At 72.9% G+C, this 19,442-nt stretch carries 15 protein-coding genes; 8 read left to right on the forward strand and 7 right to left on the reverse strand.

The features are described 5' to 3' along the window. Positions 1-4: 4 nt before the first annotated feature. Positions 5-1,051, reverse strand: a complete 1,047-nt coding sequence (locus tag ACIP4P_RS37365) for an alcohol dehydrogenase catalytic domain-containing protein (RefSeq protein ID WP_400926527.1) — start codon at positions 1,049-1,051, stop codon at positions 5-7. A 280-nt stretch (positions 1,052-1,331) separates the two neighbouring features. On the opposite strand from ACIP4P_RS37365, the gene ACIP4P_RS37370 reads away from it, so the two are divergent. The 3 genes from ACIP4P_RS37370 to ACIP4P_RS37380 all read left to right on the forward strand — a co-directional run bounded on the left by ACIP4P_RS37370 (position 1,332) and on the right by ACIP4P_RS37380 (position 4,302). Further along, a complete protein-coding gene (locus ACIP4P_RS37370) occupies positions 1,332-2,672 on the forward strand; it encodes a GH1 family beta-glucosidase (protein WP_400926530.1) in 1,341 nt (446 codons plus the stop codon). Positions 2,673-2,901: 229 nt separating this feature from the next. Then, on the forward strand, positions 2,902-3,156 hold the full coding sequence (locus ACIP4P_RS37375) for a hypothetical protein (protein ID WP_350518445.1): 255 nt from the start codon (positions 2,902-2,904) through the stop codon (positions 3,154-3,156). Positions 3,157-3,168: 12 nt separating this feature from the next. Beyond that, positions 3,169-4,302, forward strand: coding sequence for an SPFH domain-containing protein (locus ACIP4P_RS37380; protein ID WP_350518446.1), 1,134 nt, complete (start codon positions 3,169-3,171; stop codon positions 4,300-4,302). Between the two features lie 335 nt (positions 4,303-4,637). Here ACIP4P_RS37380 and ACIP4P_RS37385 read toward each other — a convergent pair whose 3' ends face one another. Next, positions 4,638-5,663, reverse strand: coding sequence for an NAD(P)-dependent oxidoreductase (locus tag ACIP4P_RS37385; protein WP_400926535.1), 1,026 nt, complete (start codon positions 5,661-5,663; stop codon positions 4,638-4,640). Positions 5,664-5,822: 159 nt separating this feature from the next. Between ACIP4P_RS37385 and ACIP4P_RS37390 the strand changes: the two genes are divergently transcribed. The 3 genes from ACIP4P_RS37390 to ACIP4P_RS37400 all read left to right on the forward strand — a co-directional run bounded on the left by ACIP4P_RS37390 (position 5,823) and on the right by ACIP4P_RS37400 (position 10,518). Further along, positions 5,823-7,742: an ABC transporter transmembrane domain-containing protein gene (locus ACIP4P_RS37390; protein ID WP_400926538.1), complete on the forward strand. Its 1,920-nt coding sequence runs from the start codon at positions 5,823-5,825 to the stop codon at positions 7,740-7,742. Then, a complete protein-coding gene (locus ACIP4P_RS37395) occupies positions 7,739-9,517 on the forward strand; it encodes an ABC transporter ATP-binding protein (protein ID WP_400926541.1) in 1,779 nt (592 codons plus the stop codon). Before ACIP4P_RS37390 ends, ACIP4P_RS37395 begins: the two co-directional genes overlap by 4 nt. Before the next feature lie 548 nt (positions 9,518-10,065). Beyond that, a complete protein-coding gene (locus ACIP4P_RS37400) occupies positions 10,066-10,518 on the forward strand; it encodes a peptidoglycan-binding protein (protein WP_400926544.1) in 453 nt (150 codons plus the stop codon). A gap of 99 nt (positions 10,519-10,617) precedes the next feature. On the opposite strand, the gene ACIP4P_RS37405 is transcribed toward ACIP4P_RS37400, so the two are convergent. From ACIP4P_RS37405 to ACIP4P_RS37415, 3 genes are all read right to left on the reverse strand, one after another. Continuing rightward, positions 10,618-11,745 (reverse strand): NADH:flavin oxidoreductase, encoded by a 1,128-nt coding sequence (locus ACIP4P_RS37405; protein WP_400926547.1) that lies wholly within the window; start codon positions 11,743-11,745, stop codon positions 10,618-10,620. 217 nt (positions 11,746-11,962) lie between these two features. After that, positions 11,963-14,104: a trehalose-6-phosphate synthase gene (locus ACIP4P_RS37410; protein WP_400926550.1), complete on the reverse strand. Its 2,142-nt coding sequence runs from the start codon at positions 14,102-14,104 to the stop codon at positions 11,963-11,965. A gap of 237 nt (positions 14,105-14,341) precedes the next feature. Then, positions 14,342-15,436, reverse strand: coding sequence for a MerR family transcriptional regulator (locus ACIP4P_RS37415; RefSeq protein WP_400926553.1), 1,095 nt, complete (start codon positions 15,434-15,436; stop codon positions 14,342-14,344). Between the two features lie 184 nt (positions 15,437-15,620). Here ACIP4P_RS37415 and ACIP4P_RS37420 point away from each other — a divergent pair, with 184 nt between their 5' ends. Both ACIP4P_RS37420 and ACIP4P_RS37425 read left to right on the forward strand, forming a co-directional pair. Beyond that, positions 15,621-16,208 (forward strand): TetR/AcrR family transcriptional regulator, encoded by a 588-nt coding sequence (locus tag ACIP4P_RS37420; RefSeq protein ID WP_400926556.1) that lies wholly within the window; start codon positions 15,621-15,623, stop codon positions 16,206-16,208. Between the two features lie 60 nt (positions 16,209-16,268). Continuing rightward, positions 16,269-16,904: a hypothetical protein gene (locus ACIP4P_RS37425; protein WP_400926559.1), complete on the forward strand. Its 636-nt coding sequence runs from the start codon at positions 16,269-16,271 to the stop codon at positions 16,902-16,904. 34 nt (positions 16,905-16,938) lie between these two features. Here ACIP4P_RS37425 and ACIP4P_RS37430 read toward each other — a convergent pair whose 3' ends face one another. Continuing rightward, complete coding sequence (locus ACIP4P_RS37430) at positions 16,939-17,688, reverse strand: G1 family glutamic endopeptidase (RefSeq protein WP_400926562.1); 750 nt, start codon at positions 17,686-17,688, stop codon at positions 16,939-16,941. A gap of 167 nt (positions 17,689-17,855) precedes the next feature. Continuing rightward, positions 17,856-18,971 (reverse strand): YncE family protein, encoded by a 1,116-nt coding sequence (locus ACIP4P_RS37435; protein ID WP_400926566.1) that lies wholly within the window; start codon positions 18,969-18,971, stop codon positions 17,856-17,858. Positions 18,972-19,442 lie beyond the last annotated feature (471 nt).

Genomic DNA, 19,442 nt, shown 5'->3' on the forward strand with positions numbered 1-19,442 from the left:
GCCGTCAGCGGCCCGTGGTGAGGACCATCCGGAACCGGGCCCGCCCGTCGGCCATCTTGGCGACCGCGGCGGCCGCCTCCGTCAACGGGGCCTCCTCGATCCACGCGCGCACCCCGGACTGGACGGCGAAGCGCAGGGTGTCCTGGGTGTCGACGGCGGTGCCGGAGGAGTGGGCGTACACCTTCAGGTCGCCGTTCAGCAGCTGCAGCGGGTTGACCGCGAGCCGGTCCGGCGAGGCCCCGACGATGATCAGCTCGCCGCGGCGGCCGAGCCCGTCGATGGTGGCGGACATGGCGTCCGAGTTGGTGATCGTGGCCAGCACCACCTTCGCCCCGCCGAGGGCCCGCAGGGCCTGGGCGACGTCGCCCGCGGTGCTGTCGATGTACCGGTCGGCGCCCAGCTGGTGCGCCAGCGGCTGCTTCTCCTGGCCGCGGGCGATCGCCACGGTGCGGAAACCCATCGCACGGGCGAACTGGACGCCCAGGTGGCCGAGCCCGCCGAGGCCCAGGATCGCCACCGTGTCGCCGGGGCGGGCGGCGCTGCGGCGCAGCGCGTTGTAGACGGTGACCCCGGCGCAGGCCAGCGGCGCGGCCTCGGCGGCGGTCAGCTCGTCCGGCACGGCGGCCAGGGCGACGGCCGGGACGACGACGGAGTCGGCGTAGCCGCCGGGGTAGGCGGCGCCGGGGATCTCCAGCCGGTCGCAGTGGACGGCGTCACCGGTGCGGCAGGCGTCGCAGCGCCCGCAGCTGCCGCCGTACCAGCCGACCGCGACCCGGTCGCCGATGCTCCAGCCGGTCACGCCCTCGCCGAGGGCGTCGATGCGGCCGGCGATCTCGTGGCCGGGGGTGACCGGGTAGGTGGTGCCGGGCAGCAGTCCGGCCGCGATCAGCAGGTCGGAGTGGCAGACGCCGCACGCCTCGACGGTGATCCGGACCGTCCCGGGCCCCGGTTCACGGGTCGGTACCGCGACGAGGACGGGCGTGGCCTGCGGATCGGCGACCTGGACGGCGCGCAGCGCGCCGCCGGAGGGGGTGGGGCTGGTGGCAGCCATGGGGGAGAGCCTCTCGCTCGGGGGTCGACGCGGGGCGGAGCCCGCACGCGCTGACCCCACCAGCTTGGTGCCTCCGCGGCCGCCCGGCCACGCGCCCGGCCCCTTCCCGGCATCCGGCCCCTTCGGCGTCCGGCCCCTTCGGCGTCCGGCCCTTTCGGTTCCCGCCCCCTTCGGCGTCCGGCTCTGCCGGCGCCCGTCCCCGCCGACACCCAGTCCCTCTGGCGCTCAGCCGTGACGCCGGTAACATGAGGCATCCTCACATTCTCGTCAGGAGGCTGCCATGCCGGATCGTTTCGACCTACCGGCCGGGTTCCGCTGGGGCGCCGCCACCGCGGCCTACCAGATCGAGGGGGCGGTGGACGAGGACGGCCGCGGCCCCTCCGTCTGGGACACCTTCTGCGCCCAGCCCGGCGCCGTCCGCGACGGGCACACCGGCGCGGTCGCCTGCGACCACTACCACCGCTACCCCGAGGACATCGCCCTGATGAAGGGCCTCGGGCTGGACGGCTACCGCTTCTCCATCGCCTGGCCCCGGGTCCTGCCCGCCGGTGCCGGGCCGGTGAACCCCGCCGGCCTCGCCTTCTACGACCGGCTGGTCGACGCATTGTTGGAGGCGGGCATCGCCCCCCTCCCCACCCTCTTCCACTGGGACCTGCCCCAGGCCCTCGAAGACGCCGGCGGCTGGCTCAACCGCGACACCGCGTACCGCTTCGCCGAGTACGCCGACGTCGTCACCGACCGCCTCGGCGACCGCGTCCCCACCTGGATCACCCTCAACGAGCCCTTCGTCCACACCGTCTTCGGCTACGCCCTGGGCACCCACGCCCCCGGCCACACCATGATGTTCGAGGCCCTCCCGGCCGCCCACCACCAGCTCCTCGCCCACGGGTTGGCCGCCTCCCTGCTCCACGACCGCGGCCTGGAGGTGATGCTCTCCAACAACCTCACCCCGGTCGAACCCGCCACCCAGGACCCCGCCGACCTGGCCGCCGCCACGGCCTACGACGCCCTCCACAACCGCCTGTTCACCGACCCCGTCCTGCTCGGCCGCTACCCCGACCTCTCCGCCCTCGGCGTCCCCGACGACATCTTCGGCGCGATCCGACCCGGCGACGTCGACCTCATCCACACCCCCGGCCTCGACGGCCTCGGCCTCAACTTCTACAACCCCACCCGCGTCGCCGCCCCCAGTAACCCGGACCTCCCCTTCGACCTGGTCGCCATCCCCGACGTCCCCCACACCGCCTTCGGCTGGCCCGTCGTCCCCGACACCCTCCGTCAACTCCTCCTCCAGCTCCGGGACTTCTACGGCAAGGCCCTCCCACCCATCACCATCACCGAGAACGGCTGCTCCGTCGACGCCGCCACCACCCCCGACCAGCCCCGCATCGACTACCTCGCCACCCACCTCGACGCCCTCGCCGCCGCCACCGCCGAAGGCATCGACATCCGCGGCTACTACACCTGGTCCCTCCTCGACAACTTCGAATGGGCCGAGGGCTACCACCAACGCTTCGGCCTCGTCCACGTCGACTTCGAGACCCAGCAGCGCACCCCGCGCGCCTCCTACGCCTGGTACCGCGACCTGATTTCCTCTCACAGGGCACAGTGGACAAGCTAGTTGAGGTCCGATTTCGACTCGGTTCCGATCGCGTCATCGGTGTGTGCAGGGCGGACTCCCCGGCGCGGCCACACGCATTCCGGCACATCCCTTCGACAGTGCCGGCGCCGCGTGACACCCTGGAATCAGCGTCGCCTCGATAGGGTGGGCCGGTCGTGTGCCTCTGCGTCCGCCGGCGCGAGCTGCTGCCAGGGCGGTCGTGCGACGATCGACAAGAGAGGAGTCACCGATGGTGTCGGACCAGGCCGTGATCGGTTGCCCGGGGGTGCTGGTGATCGGCACCCGGGGAGCCGCCGGCCCTGGTGAGGTCCTGGTCAGGATCAGGGGCGGTTCGGAGTCCTTCCTCGCCTGGTCGGAGGAGCCCCTGCCGAAGGGGACGTCCGTCCTGGTGATCGAATCGCGTGGTACTCGCCAGGTCGACGTCATCGAGTGGACCGACCCGACCGACGAGCCGTGGGCCGACCGTGCCGACGGCATTCGCTGAGGAGAAATCAGGATGTTCGGCTACCGCGTTCCCGCTCCCGACCAGGCGATGCTGATCTCAGGCGGAAAGCGGGGCCTTGCGGGTGCGCCGTTCCGCGTGGTGACCGGGCACGGCACGTTCGTGTTGCCGGTCTTCCGCAAGGTCCGCTTCCTGACTCTGGCGATGTGCGAGGCAGAGGTCGCCGAGACCTGCGTCACCAAGCAGGGCATTGCGCTGACGGTACGGGCGGTGATCGCGTTCAAGGTCGGCAACGACAGCGAGAGCATCGTCAACGCCGGCCAGCGCTTCCTGTCCGACCAGGAGCAGATGTCCGTGCTGACCGGCCGGATCTTCGCCGGACACCTGCGTGCCATCATCGGCTCGATGACGGTCGAGGAGATCGTCACCGAGCGGCAGAAGCTCGCCACTGAGGTCCTGGACACCTCGAAGGCCGAGATGGCGAAGATCGGACTGAGCGTGGACTCGCTTCAGATCCAGTCGATCGACGACGGAGACACCGGTTACATCGTCGCGATGTCGGCGCCGCACCGGGCCGCCATCCAGCGGCAGGCCCAGATCGCCCAGGCTCAGGCCGCCCAGGCCGCAGCGGAGGCGGAGCAGCAGTCCGCCCGACAGCAGGCCGAGTACGCTCGGCAGACGGCGGTGGTGAAGGCGCAGTACAACGCCGAGGTGGACCAGGCCCAGGCGCAGGCCGCCCAGGCCGGCCCGCTGGCGCAGGCGCACGCACAGCAGGAGGTGCTGGCGGCGCAGACCGAGCTGGCCCAGCGTGCGGCAGAGCTGCGCCAGCAGCAGCTGGTCGCCGAGGTCGTGAAGCCGGCCGAGGCGGAGGCCGAGCGGATCCGGGTCGTGGCGCTGGCCGAGGCGGAGCGGATGAAGATCCAGGCCGAGGCGGCGGCCTCGCATGACCGGGTGGCGCTGGACCGGATGCTGATCGACCAGCTGCCGCAGATCGTCAAGGAAGCGGCGGGCGGGCTCGCGGGCGCCAACGTGAACGTGCTCAACGGCACCGACGGCTTGGGCGAGATCGCAGCGGGTCTGGTCAGCCAGGGCCTGACGATCCTGGACTCGGTCCGCCGGGGCCTGGGTACGCAGCAGGGTCGAGTCGACCAGAACGACGAGCGGGCCGGGCTCGAACCGGGGCAGTAGACGGAGGTCTCCGGCCGCACCGAACGGTCCGAACCGCCTCGACCTCCCGCCGGTCCCGCCGCGCACCCGCACGGCCGACCGGTCGGTTCAACTGCGGGCGTCCAGTTCGCGCCGTCCTCGGTGAGGTCCTGGGCGGTGTCACGGGGCTCTGGGGGCGGAACGGCCGCACAGCGGCACCGGAGTTCGGGAGCGACGACAGGGTATTCGGCACGTCCGAGCCCGTCACCGGTCGTTCAGAAGCCGGACGGCCCGCCTCGCGGCTCCGGGGGAGGAACCGCGGGACGGGCCGCTCGGGGGTGACGGACAGGTCGACGGCTGGTGCTTCGGTGGGCCGGTCAGGTGTCCTTCTCCGTGGCGGCCTCGTCCTTGCGCCCCAGGCCCGCTGCGCGTGCGGCGACCTCGAAGAGCGAGATGTAGTCGGCCTCGGCGTAGCCCAGGCCGATGGCGGTCTGGATCAGTTGGTGGACCATCGCGGCGACGGGCATGGGGACTTCGAGGGCGCGGGCGGCTCCGAGCCCCAGGTCGTAGTCCTTGCGCAGCATGGTCGTGGTGACGGTCGGGCTGTAGTCGTGTGCCACCAGCGCCCGGCCCTTGTGCCGGGTCAGGGTCGAGCCGAGCACCGAGCCGTTGATGAAGGCGAGGAAGTCGGCGCGGTCCACCCCGCCCTTCTCGGCGAGCGCCGTCACCTCGACCAGCGACTGGGTGACCATGCCGAGCAGCAGGTTGTGGCACAGCTTGACCAGGAGGCTGGTCTGGCCCGGTCCGGCGTACGTCACGGTGGGGGCGATGTGGTCGAGGTAGGGGCGGACCTGCTCGAAGGTCCCGGCGGGGCCCGAAGCGACGATCGCGGCGGTGCCTTCGGCCACCATGTTCGGGTTGCCGCTGATCGGGGTGGCGAGGAACTGCACACCGGCCTCGGCCGCCGCCGCTGCGGCCTGGGCGGACGCCTCGGCCGAAACCGTCGAGAAGTCGATGATCACGGCCGGTCGGCCGGCGCCGCCCCGCAGCAGCCCGCCCGGTCCGGTGACCACTTCCAGGAGGTCGGCGGAGGCGGTGACCACGACGAAGACGATGTCGCACTGTTCGGCCAACTCACCGATGGTGTCCGCGACGCCGGAGCCCCGGTCCGCCAGCGGCCTGGTCTTCTCCTTCGTCCGGTTCCATACGGTGAGCTCTTCTCCGGCGTCAAGCAGGCGCTCGGCCATCGAAACGCCCATCCGCCCCGTCCCGAGCCAGCCGAGGCGGCGGCGCTGGGTCCGTTCCATGATGCGGTCTCCCCTCCGATCGATGACGTCTCCGTCAACTTTGCGTGGAGTCGGGCTCGTCCGTGTCGGGCGGCTTCCTCCACGGCTCCGCATCATGTCCGATGTGCCCGCGTCAAGGTGGCCGAATCGCCAAGGAGCGACTGCGCCAGGTGAGGGAGTCGCCGGCTTCCCGTCCGGATGATCCGAAAATGACGGCCGGGGGGAGCGGGGACGTGCGTACGATCCGGGGGTCGATGGCCGTGCCGACGACCCGAGGTGGAGGCGTACGTGTGGGGCAGCGGGTTAGGTGACTTCTTCGAACGGGAGCCCGGGACGCCCGATCTCCGCGGCCCCTGGCGGTACTTGATCCGGATGGCCGTCCGGCACCGGCGGACCCTGCTGCTGGACTGTCTGTGCTGCATGATGTGGTCGGCCGGGCTCGGGCTGACCCCCGCCGTGATCGGGCAGGCGGTCAACCGGGGGCTGGTGGCCAGGGACCAGGCGGCGCTGGTCGGTTGGGGGCTCGCCGTGCTCGGCGTCGGGGCGCTCAGCGCGCTGTCCGCCGTGTTCGTGGAGCGCCTGGACACCCGGCTCCGGGTCGAACCCGCTTACGAGACGATGCAGTTCGTCACCCGCAAGGTGTGCGAGCTGGGCCCCGCGGTCGGCCGGAAGGTGTCGGCCGGGGACCTCGTCACCGTCGGCGTCTCGGACATCAACCTGATCGGTCAGACGCTGGAGGTCGGCGCCCGCGGGGTCGGCGGACTGGCCGGGTTCGTGCTCGTCGCGGTGTTCATGCTGGTCGCCTCCTGGCAGGTCGGCCTGCTGGTGCTGATCGCGGTCCCGGTGATGCTCGTGGTCACCACCCGGCTGGCCCGGGTGCTGCGCGACCGACAGGGCCGACTCCGGGCCCGCCAGCGGGAGTTGGCCGACCAGGCGGTGGACATCGTGCGCGGGCTGCGGGTGCTGCGCGGCATCGGCGGCGAGGAGCTGTTCGCCGCCCGCTACCGCGCGGACTCCCAGCGGCTGCGGGCCACCGCGCTCCGGCAGGGCCGGGCCTCGGCCGTGCTCGGCGCGTCCAGGACCTTCCTGCCCAGCCTGCTGCTCGCCGGCGTGGTGGCACTGGCCGGGGAACTGGTCCTGCACCAACGGCTCAGTGCCGGGCAGATGGTGGCCTTCTACGGGTACGCCGGCTACCTGGTGATCCCCACCAACCAGATCACCTTCGCCGTCTCCAAGGCCATGCAGGGCCATGTCGCCGCCGAGAACGTCGTCCGGCTGCTGCGGACCGCACCGGACCTGGCGCCCGGTGCCCCGTCCGGCGCCGCGCTCGGTGCCTCGTCCGGTGCCGCGCTCGGTGCCGCTCCCGACGGCATGCCCGGCCACGGGCCGCTCGCCGACCCCGACTCCGGCCTGCGGGTGCCCGCCGAGGGACTGACCGCCGTGGTCTGCACCCCCGCCGACGCCGTCACCCTGGCCGACCGACTGGGGCGCCGGACCGACTCCGACGCGACCTACGCCGGACGGAGGCTCGCCGAGCTGCCACTCGACGGGGTCCGTCGGCGGATCCTGGTCACCACGGCCGAGGAGCACCTCTTCGCCGGGCCGCTGCGCCGCGAACTCGACCCGTCGGAGAAGGCGTCGGTGCGGGCGTCGGAGCGGGCGTTGGAGACCGAACGCCGCCCCGGCGGCGATCCCGACGGACGGCTCTGGGCGGCCGTCGACGCGGCCGCCGCCCGGGACGTCGTGGAAGCGCTGCCGGGCCGACTCGACGCCGAAATGGCCGCCGGAGGACGGGAGTTCTCGGGCGGCCAGCAGCAACGCCTGCGACTGGCCCGCGCGTTGCTGGCCGACCCGGAGGTGCTGATCCTGATCGACCCGACCAGCGCCGTCGACGCCACCACGGAGAACCGGATGGCCGAGGGGATCGCCCGCCTGCGTCGCGGCCGCTCCACCGTCGTGTTCACCACCAGCACCGTGCTGCTGCACCGGGCCGACGGCGTCGCCCTGGTGCTGGACGGCGCGGTCGTGGCCGAGGGCTCCCACCACGAGCTGCTGGCCGACGAGCGCTACCGCGAACTGGTCCTGCGCTGGACCGGCGAGGAGGAAGCCGGAGGGACGGGAAGGGCGGTACCAGGGGAGGCGGACGAGGAGTCGGGCGAGGAGCCGGGCGAGGCGAGCGAGGGGGAGGCCGCATGAGCGAGCTGCCCGTCGCGAGCAACCGTGAGCTCGCCGCGTACGCGCGCCGTGCCCTCCGCGACCACCGTGGCGAACTCGCCCTGGTGGTCGGTGTGCAGGCGCTCGCCGCCGTCGCCGGACTGTTCGCGCCCTGGCTGCTCGGCACCCTGGTCGCCGATGTCACCCAGGGCCACGACACCGTGCTGCGCCTGGTGCTGCTGATCCTCGGGTGCCTGGCGGCCCAGGCCGTGCTGGTCCGGCTCGCCGAGTACGCCGCGGCCAGGCTCGGCGAGAGGATCCTGGCCGGCCTGCGCGAGGAGTTCGTCGCGGACCTGCTGGCCCTGCCGCCGGAGACCGTCGAGGACGCCGACGCCGGCGACCTGATCACCCGCACCACCCGGGACATCGACCTGCTCTCCGGCGCCATCCGCTCCGCGATCCCGGCCACCATGACCTCGGTCGGCGTCATCGGTTTCACCCTGGGCGCCCTGGCGCTGGTCGGCCCGGTGCTGCTGCTGCCCGTCCTGCTGGTGGGCCCGGTGTTCCACTTCGCCGCCCGCTGGTACCTGCGGCGGGCGCACCAGGGTTACCTGCGCCAGGCCGCCTCCTACTCCCGGCTGACCGAGAGCCTGGCCGAGACCGTCGAGGGCGCCGGCACCGTGGCCTCGCTGCGGCTGGCCGCCCGCCGGATGGACCGGCTCGACGAGTCCATCGCCGACGCCTACGCGGCCGAGCGCCACACCCTGCGGCTGCGCAACGTCTTCCTGCCGATCTGCGACACCGGCTACGCCCTGCCGGTGGCCGCGATGCTCGTCTTCGGCGGCACGCTCTACCTGCACGGTGTGGTGTCGCTCGCCGCCGTCACCGCCGGCACCCTGTACGCCTCACAACTGCTCAACCCGCTGGACCAGTTGATGTTCTGGCTGGACTCGCTGCAGTCGGCGGGCGCGGCGCTGGCCCGGCTGCTGGGGCCGGCGCGGTTCCGGGACCCGGGGGCGTCGCCGGACCTGGTCCCCACTCCGGTCCCCACTCCGGCCCCCATCCCGGTTCCAGCCGCGGCCGCCGACACCGCCGGGGCACGGGACATCGTCGTGCGTGAACTCCGCTACGCCTACCGGCCCGGCCACGACGTGCTGCGCGGGATCGACCTGACCGTCCGGCAGGGCGAGTGGCTGGCCGTGGTCGGGCCGTCCGGCGCGGGCAAGTCGACACTGGCCAAGCTGCTGGCCGGGATCTACACCCCGCACGGCGGTGGCATCACCGTCGGCGGCCGGGAGATCGCGGACCTGGCCCCCGTCGAGCGGCGCGGCACGGTGGCCCTGGTGACCCAGGAGCACCACGTCTTCCGGGGCTCGCTGCGCGACAACCTGACCATCGCGCGCCCGGGCGCCGGGGACGAGGAACTCGCCGACGCCCTGCGGGCCGTCGACGCCTGGGAGTGGGCGGAGGCCCTGGGGGTGGACAGTGCGGTCGGCCCCGGCGGACGGACCCTCGACCCGGCCAAGGTGCAGCAACTCGCCCTGGCCCGGCTCATCCTGGCCGACCCGGAGGTCCTCGTCCTGGACGAGGCGACCTCGCTGCTGAACCCCCGGGCCGCCCGGCACCTGGAACGCTCGCTGGCCGCCGTCACCCGCGGCCGTACCGTGATCGCGGTCGTGCACCGGCTGCACACCGCCCGGGACGCCGACCGGATCGCGGTGCTCGACGCCGGCCGGGTCACCGAGTTCGGCACCCACGCGGAACTCCTTTCCGAGAACGGCGCTTATGCCGGGCTCTGGCGCGACTGGCAGAGTTAGACCGTTTTACGGAAGGCCGGATTCAGGAATTCCCTTGTCGGCAACCGTACGCATTTTCCCGCCAAAGCGCGGGACGGTCCGATCGCACCTCGCAACCCTGCTGCCGGACGGCCACCTCGGGAAACGATGGTGATCGGGCGACCGGGGCCTCGTCACCACGGCCGCGCGATGGACGGGATCGATGGACGGGGTGCAGGGCCCGGCCGCCAGCTCCGAGCCTCCGTCGCGGTGGCCCCGACGGCCGGTGCGGCGGGCCCGCGGCCTCGTCCGACCGGCACCGGGAGCCGATCGCCGTTTTCCGGAACCGTTTCTCCGGAAATGCGGGCGGATCGATGCGGTGGAATTCGTTCCGGGGCGGGATGGGCCGGGACACGTCGGGTGGGAGTCCTTGGCCTGAATCCGGGGGAAACACGGCTGCGGACGATGTTCGTACTGGCGCCGGACCGGGGTGTCCGGCAAACCTTGGTTCCGGCGCGGCCGGCCGGTGACGGAGGACGCGCCGTCAGCCCTGCGAAATCCGTTCGAAATATTCGAAAAAGGGGGAAGCAATGCGATCTTCTCTGGCAAGGGTGTTCGTCGGCGCGGCGGCCGTGGTCGGGATCGCCGCCGGAAGCCTCGCCGGCGCGAGCGCGAGCCTGGCGGCCACCCAGCCCGCCGCGCAGGCCGCGGTCAGCAGCCCGCGCATCTCCATCCTCGCGGTGAACAACCTCGGCCTGGACACGGCCCACGCCAAGAACTGGCAGAGCTGCCTGAACGCCTTCGGCTACAACCCCGGTTCCTTCGACGGGTCCCTCGGCCCCAACAGCTGGTCGGCGGCGCAGCGGTTCCTGAACGCCAACGGCTACAACGCCGGTACCGTCGACGGGTCCGTCGGACCCAACACGATCGCCGCGCTGCAGCGGTTCCTGAACGCCGTCGGCTTCAACGCCGGTACCGTCGACGGGATCGCGGGCCCGCAGACCAAGGGCGCGTTCTGGAACTACAACAACACGGGCTGCTGAGGCACCCCGGACCGCTTCCGAAACCGCCCCCGTCGCTCTGAGTGGAGCGACGGGGGCGGACTGACGGGAGCGGAGCGACAGGGGCGCCGTGCCCGCTGGTCAGCTCAGGGTGCGGAGCGAGGCGGCGTCGTACGGGTGGAGGTCGGTGAAGCGGCCGGCGAGGACCTTGGCGGCCCACTCCGGGTCCTGGAGGAGGGCCCGGCCGACGGCGACCAGGTCGAACTCGTCACGCTCCAGCCGGTCCAGCAGGTTGTCGATGCCCTGGACCGCGGAGCCCTCGCCGCGGAAGGCGCCGACGAAGTCCCCGTCCAGGCCGACCGAGCCGACGGTGATGGTGGGACGGCCGGTGAGCTTCCTGGTCCAGCCGGCCAGGTTGAGGTCGGAGCCGTCGAACTCGGGCACCCAGTAGCGGCGGGTCGAGGCGTGGAAGGCGTCCACCCCGGCCTCGGCGAGCGGGGTGAGGATCGCCTCCAGCTCCTGGGGGGTCTCGGCGAGGCGGGCGTCGTAGTTCTCCGACTTCCACTGCGAGTAGCGGAAGATCACCGGGAACTCCGGGGAGACCGCCGCACGCACCGCGCCGACCAGCTCGGCCGTGAACCTGGTCCGGGCGAGCAGGTCGCCGCCGTAGGCGTCGGTGCGGCGGTTGGTGCCCGCCCAGAGGAACTGGTCGAGCAGGTAGCCGTGGGCGCCGTGCAGTTCGACGCCGTCGAAGCCGATCCGCTCGGCGGCCGCGGCGGCCTCGGCGAAGGCGCCGATGACGGCGTCCAGGTCGGCCGGGGTCATCGCCCGGCCCGTCCCCTCGGTGCCGTCCAGCCGGATGCCGGACGGGCCGATGGCGGGGGCGTCGGCGAACGGCGGGTCGCCCTGCTTGCGCACCATGCCGATGTGCCAGAGCTGCGGCACGATGGTGCCGCCCGCCGCGTGGACGTCCTCGACGACCCGGCCCCAACCGGCCAACTGCTCCTCGCCGTGGAAGCGCGGGATGTTGTCGCTCTGCCCCGCGGACTCGTGGCCGACGTAGGTTCCCTCGGTGACGATCAGGCCGACGCCGGCGGCGGCGCGCCGGGCGTAGTACGAGCGCACGTCCTCGCCGGGCACGCCGCCCGGGGAGAACTGGCGGGTCATCGGCGCCATCACGATGCGGTTGGGCACGGTCAGCCCGTTGATCGTGACGGGTCGGGACAGGATCCCGGCCGCGCGGGAGGCCGGGTTCTCGATGACGGTCATGGAAGTCCTCGCGGGTGGCGGTGGTGTGCGCCGAGACGGAAACGGTTGCCCGTGCCAACCACCCCGGTGGTCCGCACATTTCGTCTCCCGCACCGAACCCGCTGTGATCTGCGCCACGGTGCTCCCCGTGGCGATCATCCGGCAGGGCCAGGGCCAGGGCCAGGGCCAGGGCCAGGGCCAGGGCCAGGGCCAGGGCCAGGGCCAGTGGTGGCAGGGGCTACCGGACGGGCCCCGGCGCGCCGGTGTCGTCGTCGCCGCGGATCTCGTCGATGATGCGGGCCGCCCAGTCCGCGGGCCGCCGGTGGCCGAGGAGTCGGGAGAGCAGGGCCATCCGGGTCCGGCGCTCGGCCGGGGCGAGGTCGAGGGCGCGGCCGAGGACGGTGCTGAGGTCCCCGGGGGTACGGGGGTCGGTGAGCAGGGCGGCCGCACCGAGTTCGGCGGCGGCGCCGGCGTGGCGGGAGAGCACCAGGACGCCGGGGTCCGAGAGGTGGGGCAGCGCGGCCCGGGCGGCGACGAACTCCTTGGCGGTCAGGTTCATCCCGTCCTGGAGGGAGGTGACCCAGAGCACCTCGGCCGCCAGGTAGGCGTCGACCACGCCGGTGGTGCCGAGGCGTTCGGGCCGGTAGTCGACGGGCCGCCAACCCGGCTGTCCCCAACGGGTGTTGACCTCCTGGATGCGCCTTTCGAGTCGGCGGCGGGTGGTGTCGTAGGCGGTGATGCCGGGCTCGGGCGGCGGACAGACGAGCCGGAAGGTGAGCGAGCCGCGCAGGTCGGGCCGGCGGGCGAGCAGGAGGTCGACGGCGTCGACCTTCTGGACCGGGGCCTTGGCGTAGTCGAGGCGTTCGACCGAGAGCACCACGCGCCCGGGGGCCGGGCGGCGGTGCGGTGCGCGGAGGCGGGCGAGCCGTTCGACGGCCGACCGGTCGATGCCGAGCGGGTGGACGGCGGTGCGCGTGCGGGGCCGGTCGGGTCGGCCGACCGGGTCGTCCGTACCGGCCAGGGTGGCGCGGAAGCGGGCGGCGAAGTCCTCGGTGTGGAAGCCGGCCCAGTCCAGCCGGGCCAGCGAGCGGCGCAGTTCGGCGGCGACCGGGAGGGTGGCGAAGGTCTCCGGGGCGGGGAACGGGGTGTGGTGGAAGAGCCCGGTCCTGAGGTCGGGCCGGAGGCGGCGCAGCAGTCCGGGGACGAGCCAGAGGTTGTAGTCGTGGAGCCAGACGGCCGCGCCGGGCGCGGCCTGGGCGCTGATCAGCTCCGCGAAGCGGGAGTTGACCGTACGGTAGTCGCTCCAGGCGGCCGGGTCGAAGACCGAGCGGTCGGGTTCGGACATCAGGACGGGCCAGAGGGTCTCCTTGCAGGTGCGGTGGAAGTAGCCGCTCCAGGTGGCCCGGTCCACGGGTACGGCGGCGAGCGGGGGGCCGGCCGGGGGCGGGGTCGGTCCGTCCGACCCGGTCCCGGCGGTGACCCAGATCCCGGGCAGGCCGTCGGCGAAGGCGCTGGTCAGGGTCGGCAGGATGCCATTGGGACTGGTGGGGGGCTGCCAGCTCTCGCCGTTCCAGTGCAACGGCGGACGGTGGTAGGCGACCACGACGGAGTGCGGGCCGGCAGCGGCGCGTGGGGTGGTGGCGGGGTGCTCGGGCCCGGCCGTGGGGGAGACCCACCCGAGGTCCCTGAGCGCCGCGTGGATGCCGGCCGCGCCGATGTGCTCGGGGCGGTGGACCAGTGGGTCCCCGGCGAGGGCGGCGAGCAGGGCGGGCTCGGCCCCGCCGACGACCACCGCACGGGTGCCGAGCCGGAACAGCGAGAGGTCGTTGAGCGAGTCGCCGGCGACCAGCGTCTCCTCGGGCCGCCAGCCCAGCTTCCCGGTCAGCGCCCGTAGTGCGTTGCCTTTGGAGGCCTGCGGCGGCAGGACGTCGAAGTAGCGGTCCGCCGAGTACACCCAGGCGCAGCCGAGGGACTCGACGGCCGCGGTGAGTTCCGCGGTGAGCCGGTCGGGGGCGAGGTGGTAGGAGCAGCGCCCGTCCTGGACCACGTCGTGCTGGTAGCCGAGCTGCGGGAAGCGGCGTAACGCGGCGCGGACCCGCTCCGGTCCCGGCCAGCCGGTCCGCAGCTGCTCCTGGATCGGGTCGACGGGGGTGAAGTCCGTGCCGTCCAGGACGGTGGCGCCGACGTCGGCGATGATCCACCGGGGGCGCGGGACGAGCGGGTCGCGCAGCACGTCCCGGATCGAGGCCGAGCCGCGTCCGGTGGCGAAGACCACAATCACCTCGGGATGACGGGCCAGGGCGTCCCGCAGCCGACGTCGGTCGTCCAGGGAGCCGCCGAGCAGAGTGCCGTCCAGATCGGTGACCAGATATCTCGACATCCGGGGGACGCTAACACGGTCACCACGGGTTCTGAAGCGTTCAACTCAAGCTGATACCAACCTGGTTCGGCCGAGCTCCGCGGCGTGCGGGGCCGCGCTGGAGCCCGGCCCGGACGGCCGGGGCGTCGAGTGTCGCGGGCGTGTCCCCTTCTGCCGGCACTGGCCAGGCCCGGCCGCACCGGCCGCGGCAGGCCGTGGAACACCAGGTCCGTGAAGTACGGTCCCGCCACCAGGACTTCACACGGAGGTACCGACTCGCTCGTCCGCATCCGGCGAGCACCGGCGCTGCGCACCGCCGGGAGTGCCGGGAGCGCGGGAGTGTGCCGGAGACCTCGTGGCAGCACCGGCTGCCGCGACGAACTGCGGCTCGGTGGACGGTTGCGGGAGGGAGCGCTGCCGACAGCGCGCGGTCCTCGCCGCGTCCGGATCCGCAGGGCCGGGGTGGAACCGGTGCGCGCCGTCGGCGGTGAGCACGGCCTGGAAGGCCTCCCTCAGGAGGGCCGTCATCGCGGGGCCGAACCGGCGTGGAGCCCCCGTGACATCGCTCGGTGGGCACGCGCCCCGGGTCAGCGCCTCGATGGACTCGGCGATCCGCGTCCCCAGGTCCTGGGCGAGTTCGTCGGCGCTCCCGTGGGGGCGGTCGAGCACCTCGGCGACGATCTGGAACGGGTCCTGGGAGGTCGGGAGGGCGTGCCTGCCTCCGTGCTCGGCCGGGGGGTCGAGCTCGGCGAGGGTCAGGATGGCTTCGAGGTTGAGGCCGCGGCGCTGGAGGTACTGGATGGAGGCGATGCGCCGGACGTGTTCCGGACCGTAGAAGACCCGCTTGCCGACGCGTTCGGCCGGGGGCAGCAGCCCGCGTGCGTGGTAGGCCCGGACGCTCCGGGCCGACAGTCCGGCCCGGGCGGTGAAATCGGCGATGTCCATCCGGAGGGCGGTCGGGCCGGGTGCGGCCGCTCCGGCGGCCGACTTGGCGCGCGGGCCCGCCGCGGGGGCCCGGCCCGGTGCCGCCGGCAGCTCCGGCACGATCACGGCGGAGAAGGGCACGGAGGCGGTGAACCGTTTCTCCAGTAACTCCCGGTAGCGCTCCGATTCGTAGTCGGCGCGGGCGTGTTGGGCGTCGCGGAAGCGCAGCACGACGGTGTGGGTGCCACCCGTTGGGCGCCCGCCCGGGTGGAGGCGGACGGTCCCGTTCGTACTGGCCAGCAGCTCGCCGCTGCCCGATCCGGGCTGGCCGGGCACGGACCGGCCGGGCAGGGGCGCCGCGGTCCGGCGGTGGGTGGCCGCGCGCTGCGGGGCGGCCACGGCGAAGTTCAGGATCAGCAAGGCGGTCACGGGCGTTCCTGTCGACTCGGGCAACTGCCGGTGGGAGGAGGCGTGGTGAGGAGGCGTGGTGGGCGCGGGCCGGCACGGTCGGGGCCTCGCGCAGCGTGCGCGTGAGTGAATCGGGCACTGCGAATGTAGTTCAGCGTACTACCAGCGTAGTGACAGAGGAAGGGCGAAACGGCATGCTGGGACCATGACCTCGCCACGCGCCGTCCTGATCGCCGACACCGCCGTCACGCTGCTCGCCGAGCGCGGGGTGCGGGGCCTGACCCACCGTGCGGTGGACGAGGCGGCCGGCCTGCCGCTCGGCTCCACCTCCAACCTGGCCCGCACCCGGGCCGTGCTGCTGACCCTCGCCCTGGAGCGGATCACCGAGGTGGACGCCGACCCGCTGCGCCCGCTGCAGGCGGTCAGCGCCTCGCTGAGCCGCCAGGCGGCCCGCGACGTGCTCGTCAACCTGCTCGCCGAGGACCTCCACGTACGGCTCCAGGCGAGCCGCAACCTCACCCTGGCTCGCCTGGAGCTCGCCCTCGAAGCCAACCGGGACCAGGCACTGCGCGCCCGTTACGACGAACTCGGCAGCGGGTTCCGGGGGTTCGCCGCAGCTCTGCTCACCGCAGCGGGCAGCCCCGACGGCGAGCGGCGCGCGCTGTACCTGATGGCCTGGTGCGACGGCGTCCTCTTCCACATGGCGGCGGGGGCCGGGCGGACGCACCCACCGACCAGGGACGAGCTGCGCGAGCAGGTGGAGCTGATGATCCGCACCCTGATCGACCCCTGAGCCCCGGGCGGTTCCCCGGAACACCGTGCGCGGACCGGGCACCTGGGGGACCATGCCCCCATGGACAGCCGGACCACCGAGACCTTCGTACGGACCCGCCGCTCCCTGCACGCGGTGGCCGAGCTGGTTCTGGCCGGCCCGCAGTACCGGGCGAGCGGGACGATCCGGCTGCGGCCCTGCCCCGGCGGCTTCGCGACCACGGTTGAGCCGAGGTTGCGGGTGATCGGTGCGGAGCTGGTCGCACCGGGGCGGGTGCTGTCCCTCGAACGGACCAGCTGCGCCGCCCTCGGCGAGGCCCTCGGGTTCCCCGTCGGCGCACCGGAAGGGCTGTACCGGGACGGGCCGGGCGTCGCCGCCGACCACGCGATCGAGGTGGACCGGGAGGCGGCCGGCCGGATCGCGGACTGCTTCGCGCTCGGCGAGGCCGCGCTCGACGCGCTGTTCCCGGCCGAGACCCCGGTGATCTGGCCGGAGCACTTCGACCTCGGGGTGACGGCCGGCGCGGTGAACTACGGCGTCTCGCCCGGCGACGCCTACCAGCCGGAGCCCTACGCGTACGTCGGCCCGCACACGCCGCGGCAGGGGGAGTTCTGGAACGCCCCCTTCGGCGCCGCCCGGACGATCCGCGAACTCGGCGGCGTGGCGGCCCTGCTGGACTTCCTGGAGCAGGGCCGCCGACAGGCCGGCGGCGCCTGACCGTCCTGCCGGTCGGGCGCCGCCGGGGGATCGGTCAGCTGTGGTGCCAGGTCACCGAGAAGTCGGTGCCATCGGTGATCTCCGAGGTGGTGGCCTTGGTGACCTTGCTGGTGGCCATGTCGATGACCGAAGGGTTCGAAGCGCTGAGGGCCTTGCCGTTGACCGAGGCGTTGGTGAAGCCGACGGTGCCGAAGTCGGCCAGCGGAAGGACACCGGAGGTGGTGGACGGAGCCTCGGCGATCACTTCGGCGGAGGCCAGGGCCGCGTTCCTCAGGGACTTGTTGACGCTGTGGCTCCAGCCCGCGGTGGTGTTGCGGATGGTGAGGGTGAAGGAGCCGTTGCCATTGGTGCTGACGCTTGCGACGAAGTGGTCGCCGGGGCTCACGAGGCTCCGGAAGTTGGTCGGGTAGGCCGGGTACATCTCGTACCAGGACGAGTAGGACGGGGTGCCGAGCGAGCAGTCCGCCTCGGTGCCGATCTGTTCGACGCTCTTGCTGCCGTCGCCGTCGAGGCCCACCCAGAAGGCGGAGTAGGTGTTGGTGTCGGTGCAGGTGACGGTCGGCTGGTCCCACTCCGCGCTGACGCTGGTGAACTTGCCGCCGGTGGCCGCGTAGCCGGACCAGTTGCTGCTGGTGCCGTACATCAGCGAGCTGTCGTGGTGGTGCTCGGCGATCGGGGCGAGGACGGGGGTGGGGGCGTGTTCGTGGGCAGCCGGTGAGCCGGTGCCGAGCAGTGCGAGCAGGGCGGTCGTGGTGGCGAGTGTGAGCGGACGGGCGAGGCGCATGACGGGTCCCGGGGACGTGTGTGGAGTTGACTGAACGTCGACAAGCTAGCGACCGCAGTCCGGTCCCACGGGGCCGCCCGGCCGGTGACGGAGCCGGGATTCGCCTGTTCGGCTGAGCGGGTGCGGCCAGGTGCCGCACCCGCTCAGGACGAGCAGGTCGGGGCGGATCAGAAGCCGATGATCCGCAGGGTGTCGTTGACGGTGACGTAGAAGGTGTGGCCGTCCGGGCCGACCGCGAGCCCGGTCACGTACTGGAGGCCGGGGACCCCCTCGGTCGGGACGAGGTGGTGGGTGGCGAGGTCCAGGGAGAGGACCGAGGCCTTGCCGTCCGGGCTGGTGGTGTCCTGCCCGACTGCGTACAGCCGACTGCCGTCCCGGCTCACCACCGGGTTCTGCAGCCGCTGCCCCGGAGCGATGTCGAAGGTCGCGTCGACGGTGTCGGTGTCGAGGTCGACCGTGTAGCCCTTGCCGTCGTCGCCGACGCCGTGCACATGGGTGTCGTCCGGGTCGAGCGCCAGGTTGACGATGGTGCCGGCCGTGGCGGCGACGGTGCCGACCACTGCCGGGGGCTCGTCGTCCAGGGCCAGGTGGACCAGGCCCGCCTCGGTGGCCACGTAGGCGTCGTCACCGTCCGGCCGGACCACGATCGACGCCGGGTACCGGCCCGGAATCGGGAGGGCGTCGGTGAACGCCTGTCGCTTCGCGGAGAAGGTGAGCACCCTGGCCCCCGGGCGGGGCGGGCGGTGCCAGGACGCCGGTCCGTCCTGGGTCACATAGACCTGCGATCCGTCCGGGCTGACCGCCAGCGCGCTCAGCCCGCCCGGGTAGGTCCCGGAGGGACGGGGCTGGTCCGGTACCTCGGTGCTGGAGAGCAGGGAGCCGGTGGCGGTGTCGACGACACCCAGCACGGAGGCGGGGAAGTGGCGGTTCGGGCCGAGCAGGACGTACACGCGCGAACCGTCCGGGCTGACCGCCATCGGCCCGGCATCGCCGCCGAACCCGGTGGTGAGGGTGACGACGGCGGTGATCGCACCGCTCTGGGTGTCGACCGCCTTCAGTTTCAGACCGTGGATGCTGTCCTTCACCGCGACGTAGGCCCGGTGCCCGTCCGGGCTGACCGCCACCGCGGCGGGCGAGGAGTCCAGGGCGACGGTCCGCGGCACTCCCCGGACCGGCCCTCCGTGGTGCCCGCCCGCGGCGGCGGGGCCGGCCGCGCCGAGCAGCAGTGCTCCGGCCGTCAGCAGGGTGCCTAACCAACGAGCCTTTGACACAAGCGAGTTCATGGTGCCCTCCCCTTGGTGTACCGCATGTCCGTGCAGTGGCAGGGACACGGTACGGGAGGGAGGTGACGGGCGGTCGGCCGGGATTTGTGTTGGGCGCCGGGGAGGGGTACTGTCGCCCAGTCGCTCGGCAGGGAGCACCGGACACGCAACAGCGCGGACGGTCCCGGGGCGGCCAATCCCTTGAAACACCACTTCTCGGTTCGCGCCGGGTCGTGTTCGCGTTTTTCGCGTTCCGACCGGGGGCTTATTCGGCATGGGTGTTTATCGGATTGCGGCTGGATTCGCTTTTCGGAGCGGGGGTCGGCTAGAGTTTGAAACGTCGGACAGGGCGTCAAGCCAGAGAAGACACCGGCGAGTTGGATGAACGAAGCCCCGGAAACGGAGCGGAAAACATCTGATAAGCTGGAAACACGAAAGAACGAAGCGCCCGGAGGGCCCGCTGGAAGGCGGTCCGAAGGAAGCGTCCGTTCC

The organism is Kitasatospora sp. NPDC089509, from assembly GCF_044749365.1.
Classification (GTDB): Bacteria; Actinomycetota; Actinomycetes; order Streptomycetales; family Streptomycetaceae; genus Kitasatospora.

Excerpts from the sequence above, each read along its gene's own strand:
- ACIP4P_RS37370 (WP_400926530.1), top strand. The coding sequence starts at position 1,332 with ATGCCGGATCGTTTCGACCTACCGGCCGGGTTCCGCTGGGGCGCCGCC.
- ACIP4P_RS37430 (WP_400926562.1), bottom strand. The coding sequence starts at position 17,688 with ATGCGCCTCGCCCGTCCGCTCACACTCGCCACCACGACCGCCCTGCTC.
- ACIP4P_RS37385 (WP_400926535.1), bottom strand. The coding sequence starts at position 5,663 with ATGATGCGGAGCCGTGGAGGAAGCCGCCCGACACGGACGAGCCCGACT.
- ACIP4P_RS37410 (WP_400926550.1), bottom strand. The coding sequence starts at position 14,104 with ATGTCGAGATATCTGGTCACCGATCTGGACGGCACTCTGCTCGGCGGC.
- ACIP4P_RS37400 (WP_400926544.1), top strand. The coding sequence starts at position 10,066 with ATGCGATCTTCTCTGGCAAGGGTGTTCGTCGGCGCGGCGGCCGTGGTC.
- ACIP4P_RS37375 (WP_350518445.1), top strand. The coding sequence starts at position 2,902 with ATGGTGTCGGACCAGGCCGTGATCGGTTGCCCGGGGGTGCTGGTGATC.
- ACIP4P_RS37405 (WP_400926547.1), bottom strand. The coding sequence starts at position 11,745 with ATGACCGTCATCGAGAACCCGGCCTCCCGCGCGGCCGGGATCCTGTCC.
- ACIP4P_RS37420 (WP_400926556.1), top strand. The coding sequence starts at position 15,621 with ATGACCTCGCCACGCGCCGTCCTGATCGCCGACACCGCCGTCACGCTG.
- ACIP4P_RS37435 (WP_400926566.1), bottom strand. The coding sequence starts at position 18,971 with ATGAACTCGCTTGTGTCAAAGGCTCGTTGGTTAGGCACCCTGCTGACG.
- ACIP4P_RS37380 (WP_350518446.1), top strand. The coding sequence starts at position 3,169 with ATGTTCGGCTACCGCGTTCCCGCTCCCGACCAGGCGATGCTGATCTCA.
- ACIP4P_RS37365 (WP_400926527.1), bottom strand. The coding sequence starts at position 1,051 with ATGGCTGCCACCAGCCCCACCCCCTCCGGCGGCGCGCTGCGCGCCGTC.
- ACIP4P_RS37395 (WP_400926541.1), top strand. The coding sequence starts at position 7,739 with ATGAGCGAGCTGCCCGTCGCGAGCAACCGTGAGCTCGCCGCGTACGCG.
- ACIP4P_RS37425 (WP_400926559.1), top strand. The coding sequence starts at position 16,269 with ATGGACAGCCGGACCACCGAGACCTTCGTACGGACCCGCCGCTCCCTG.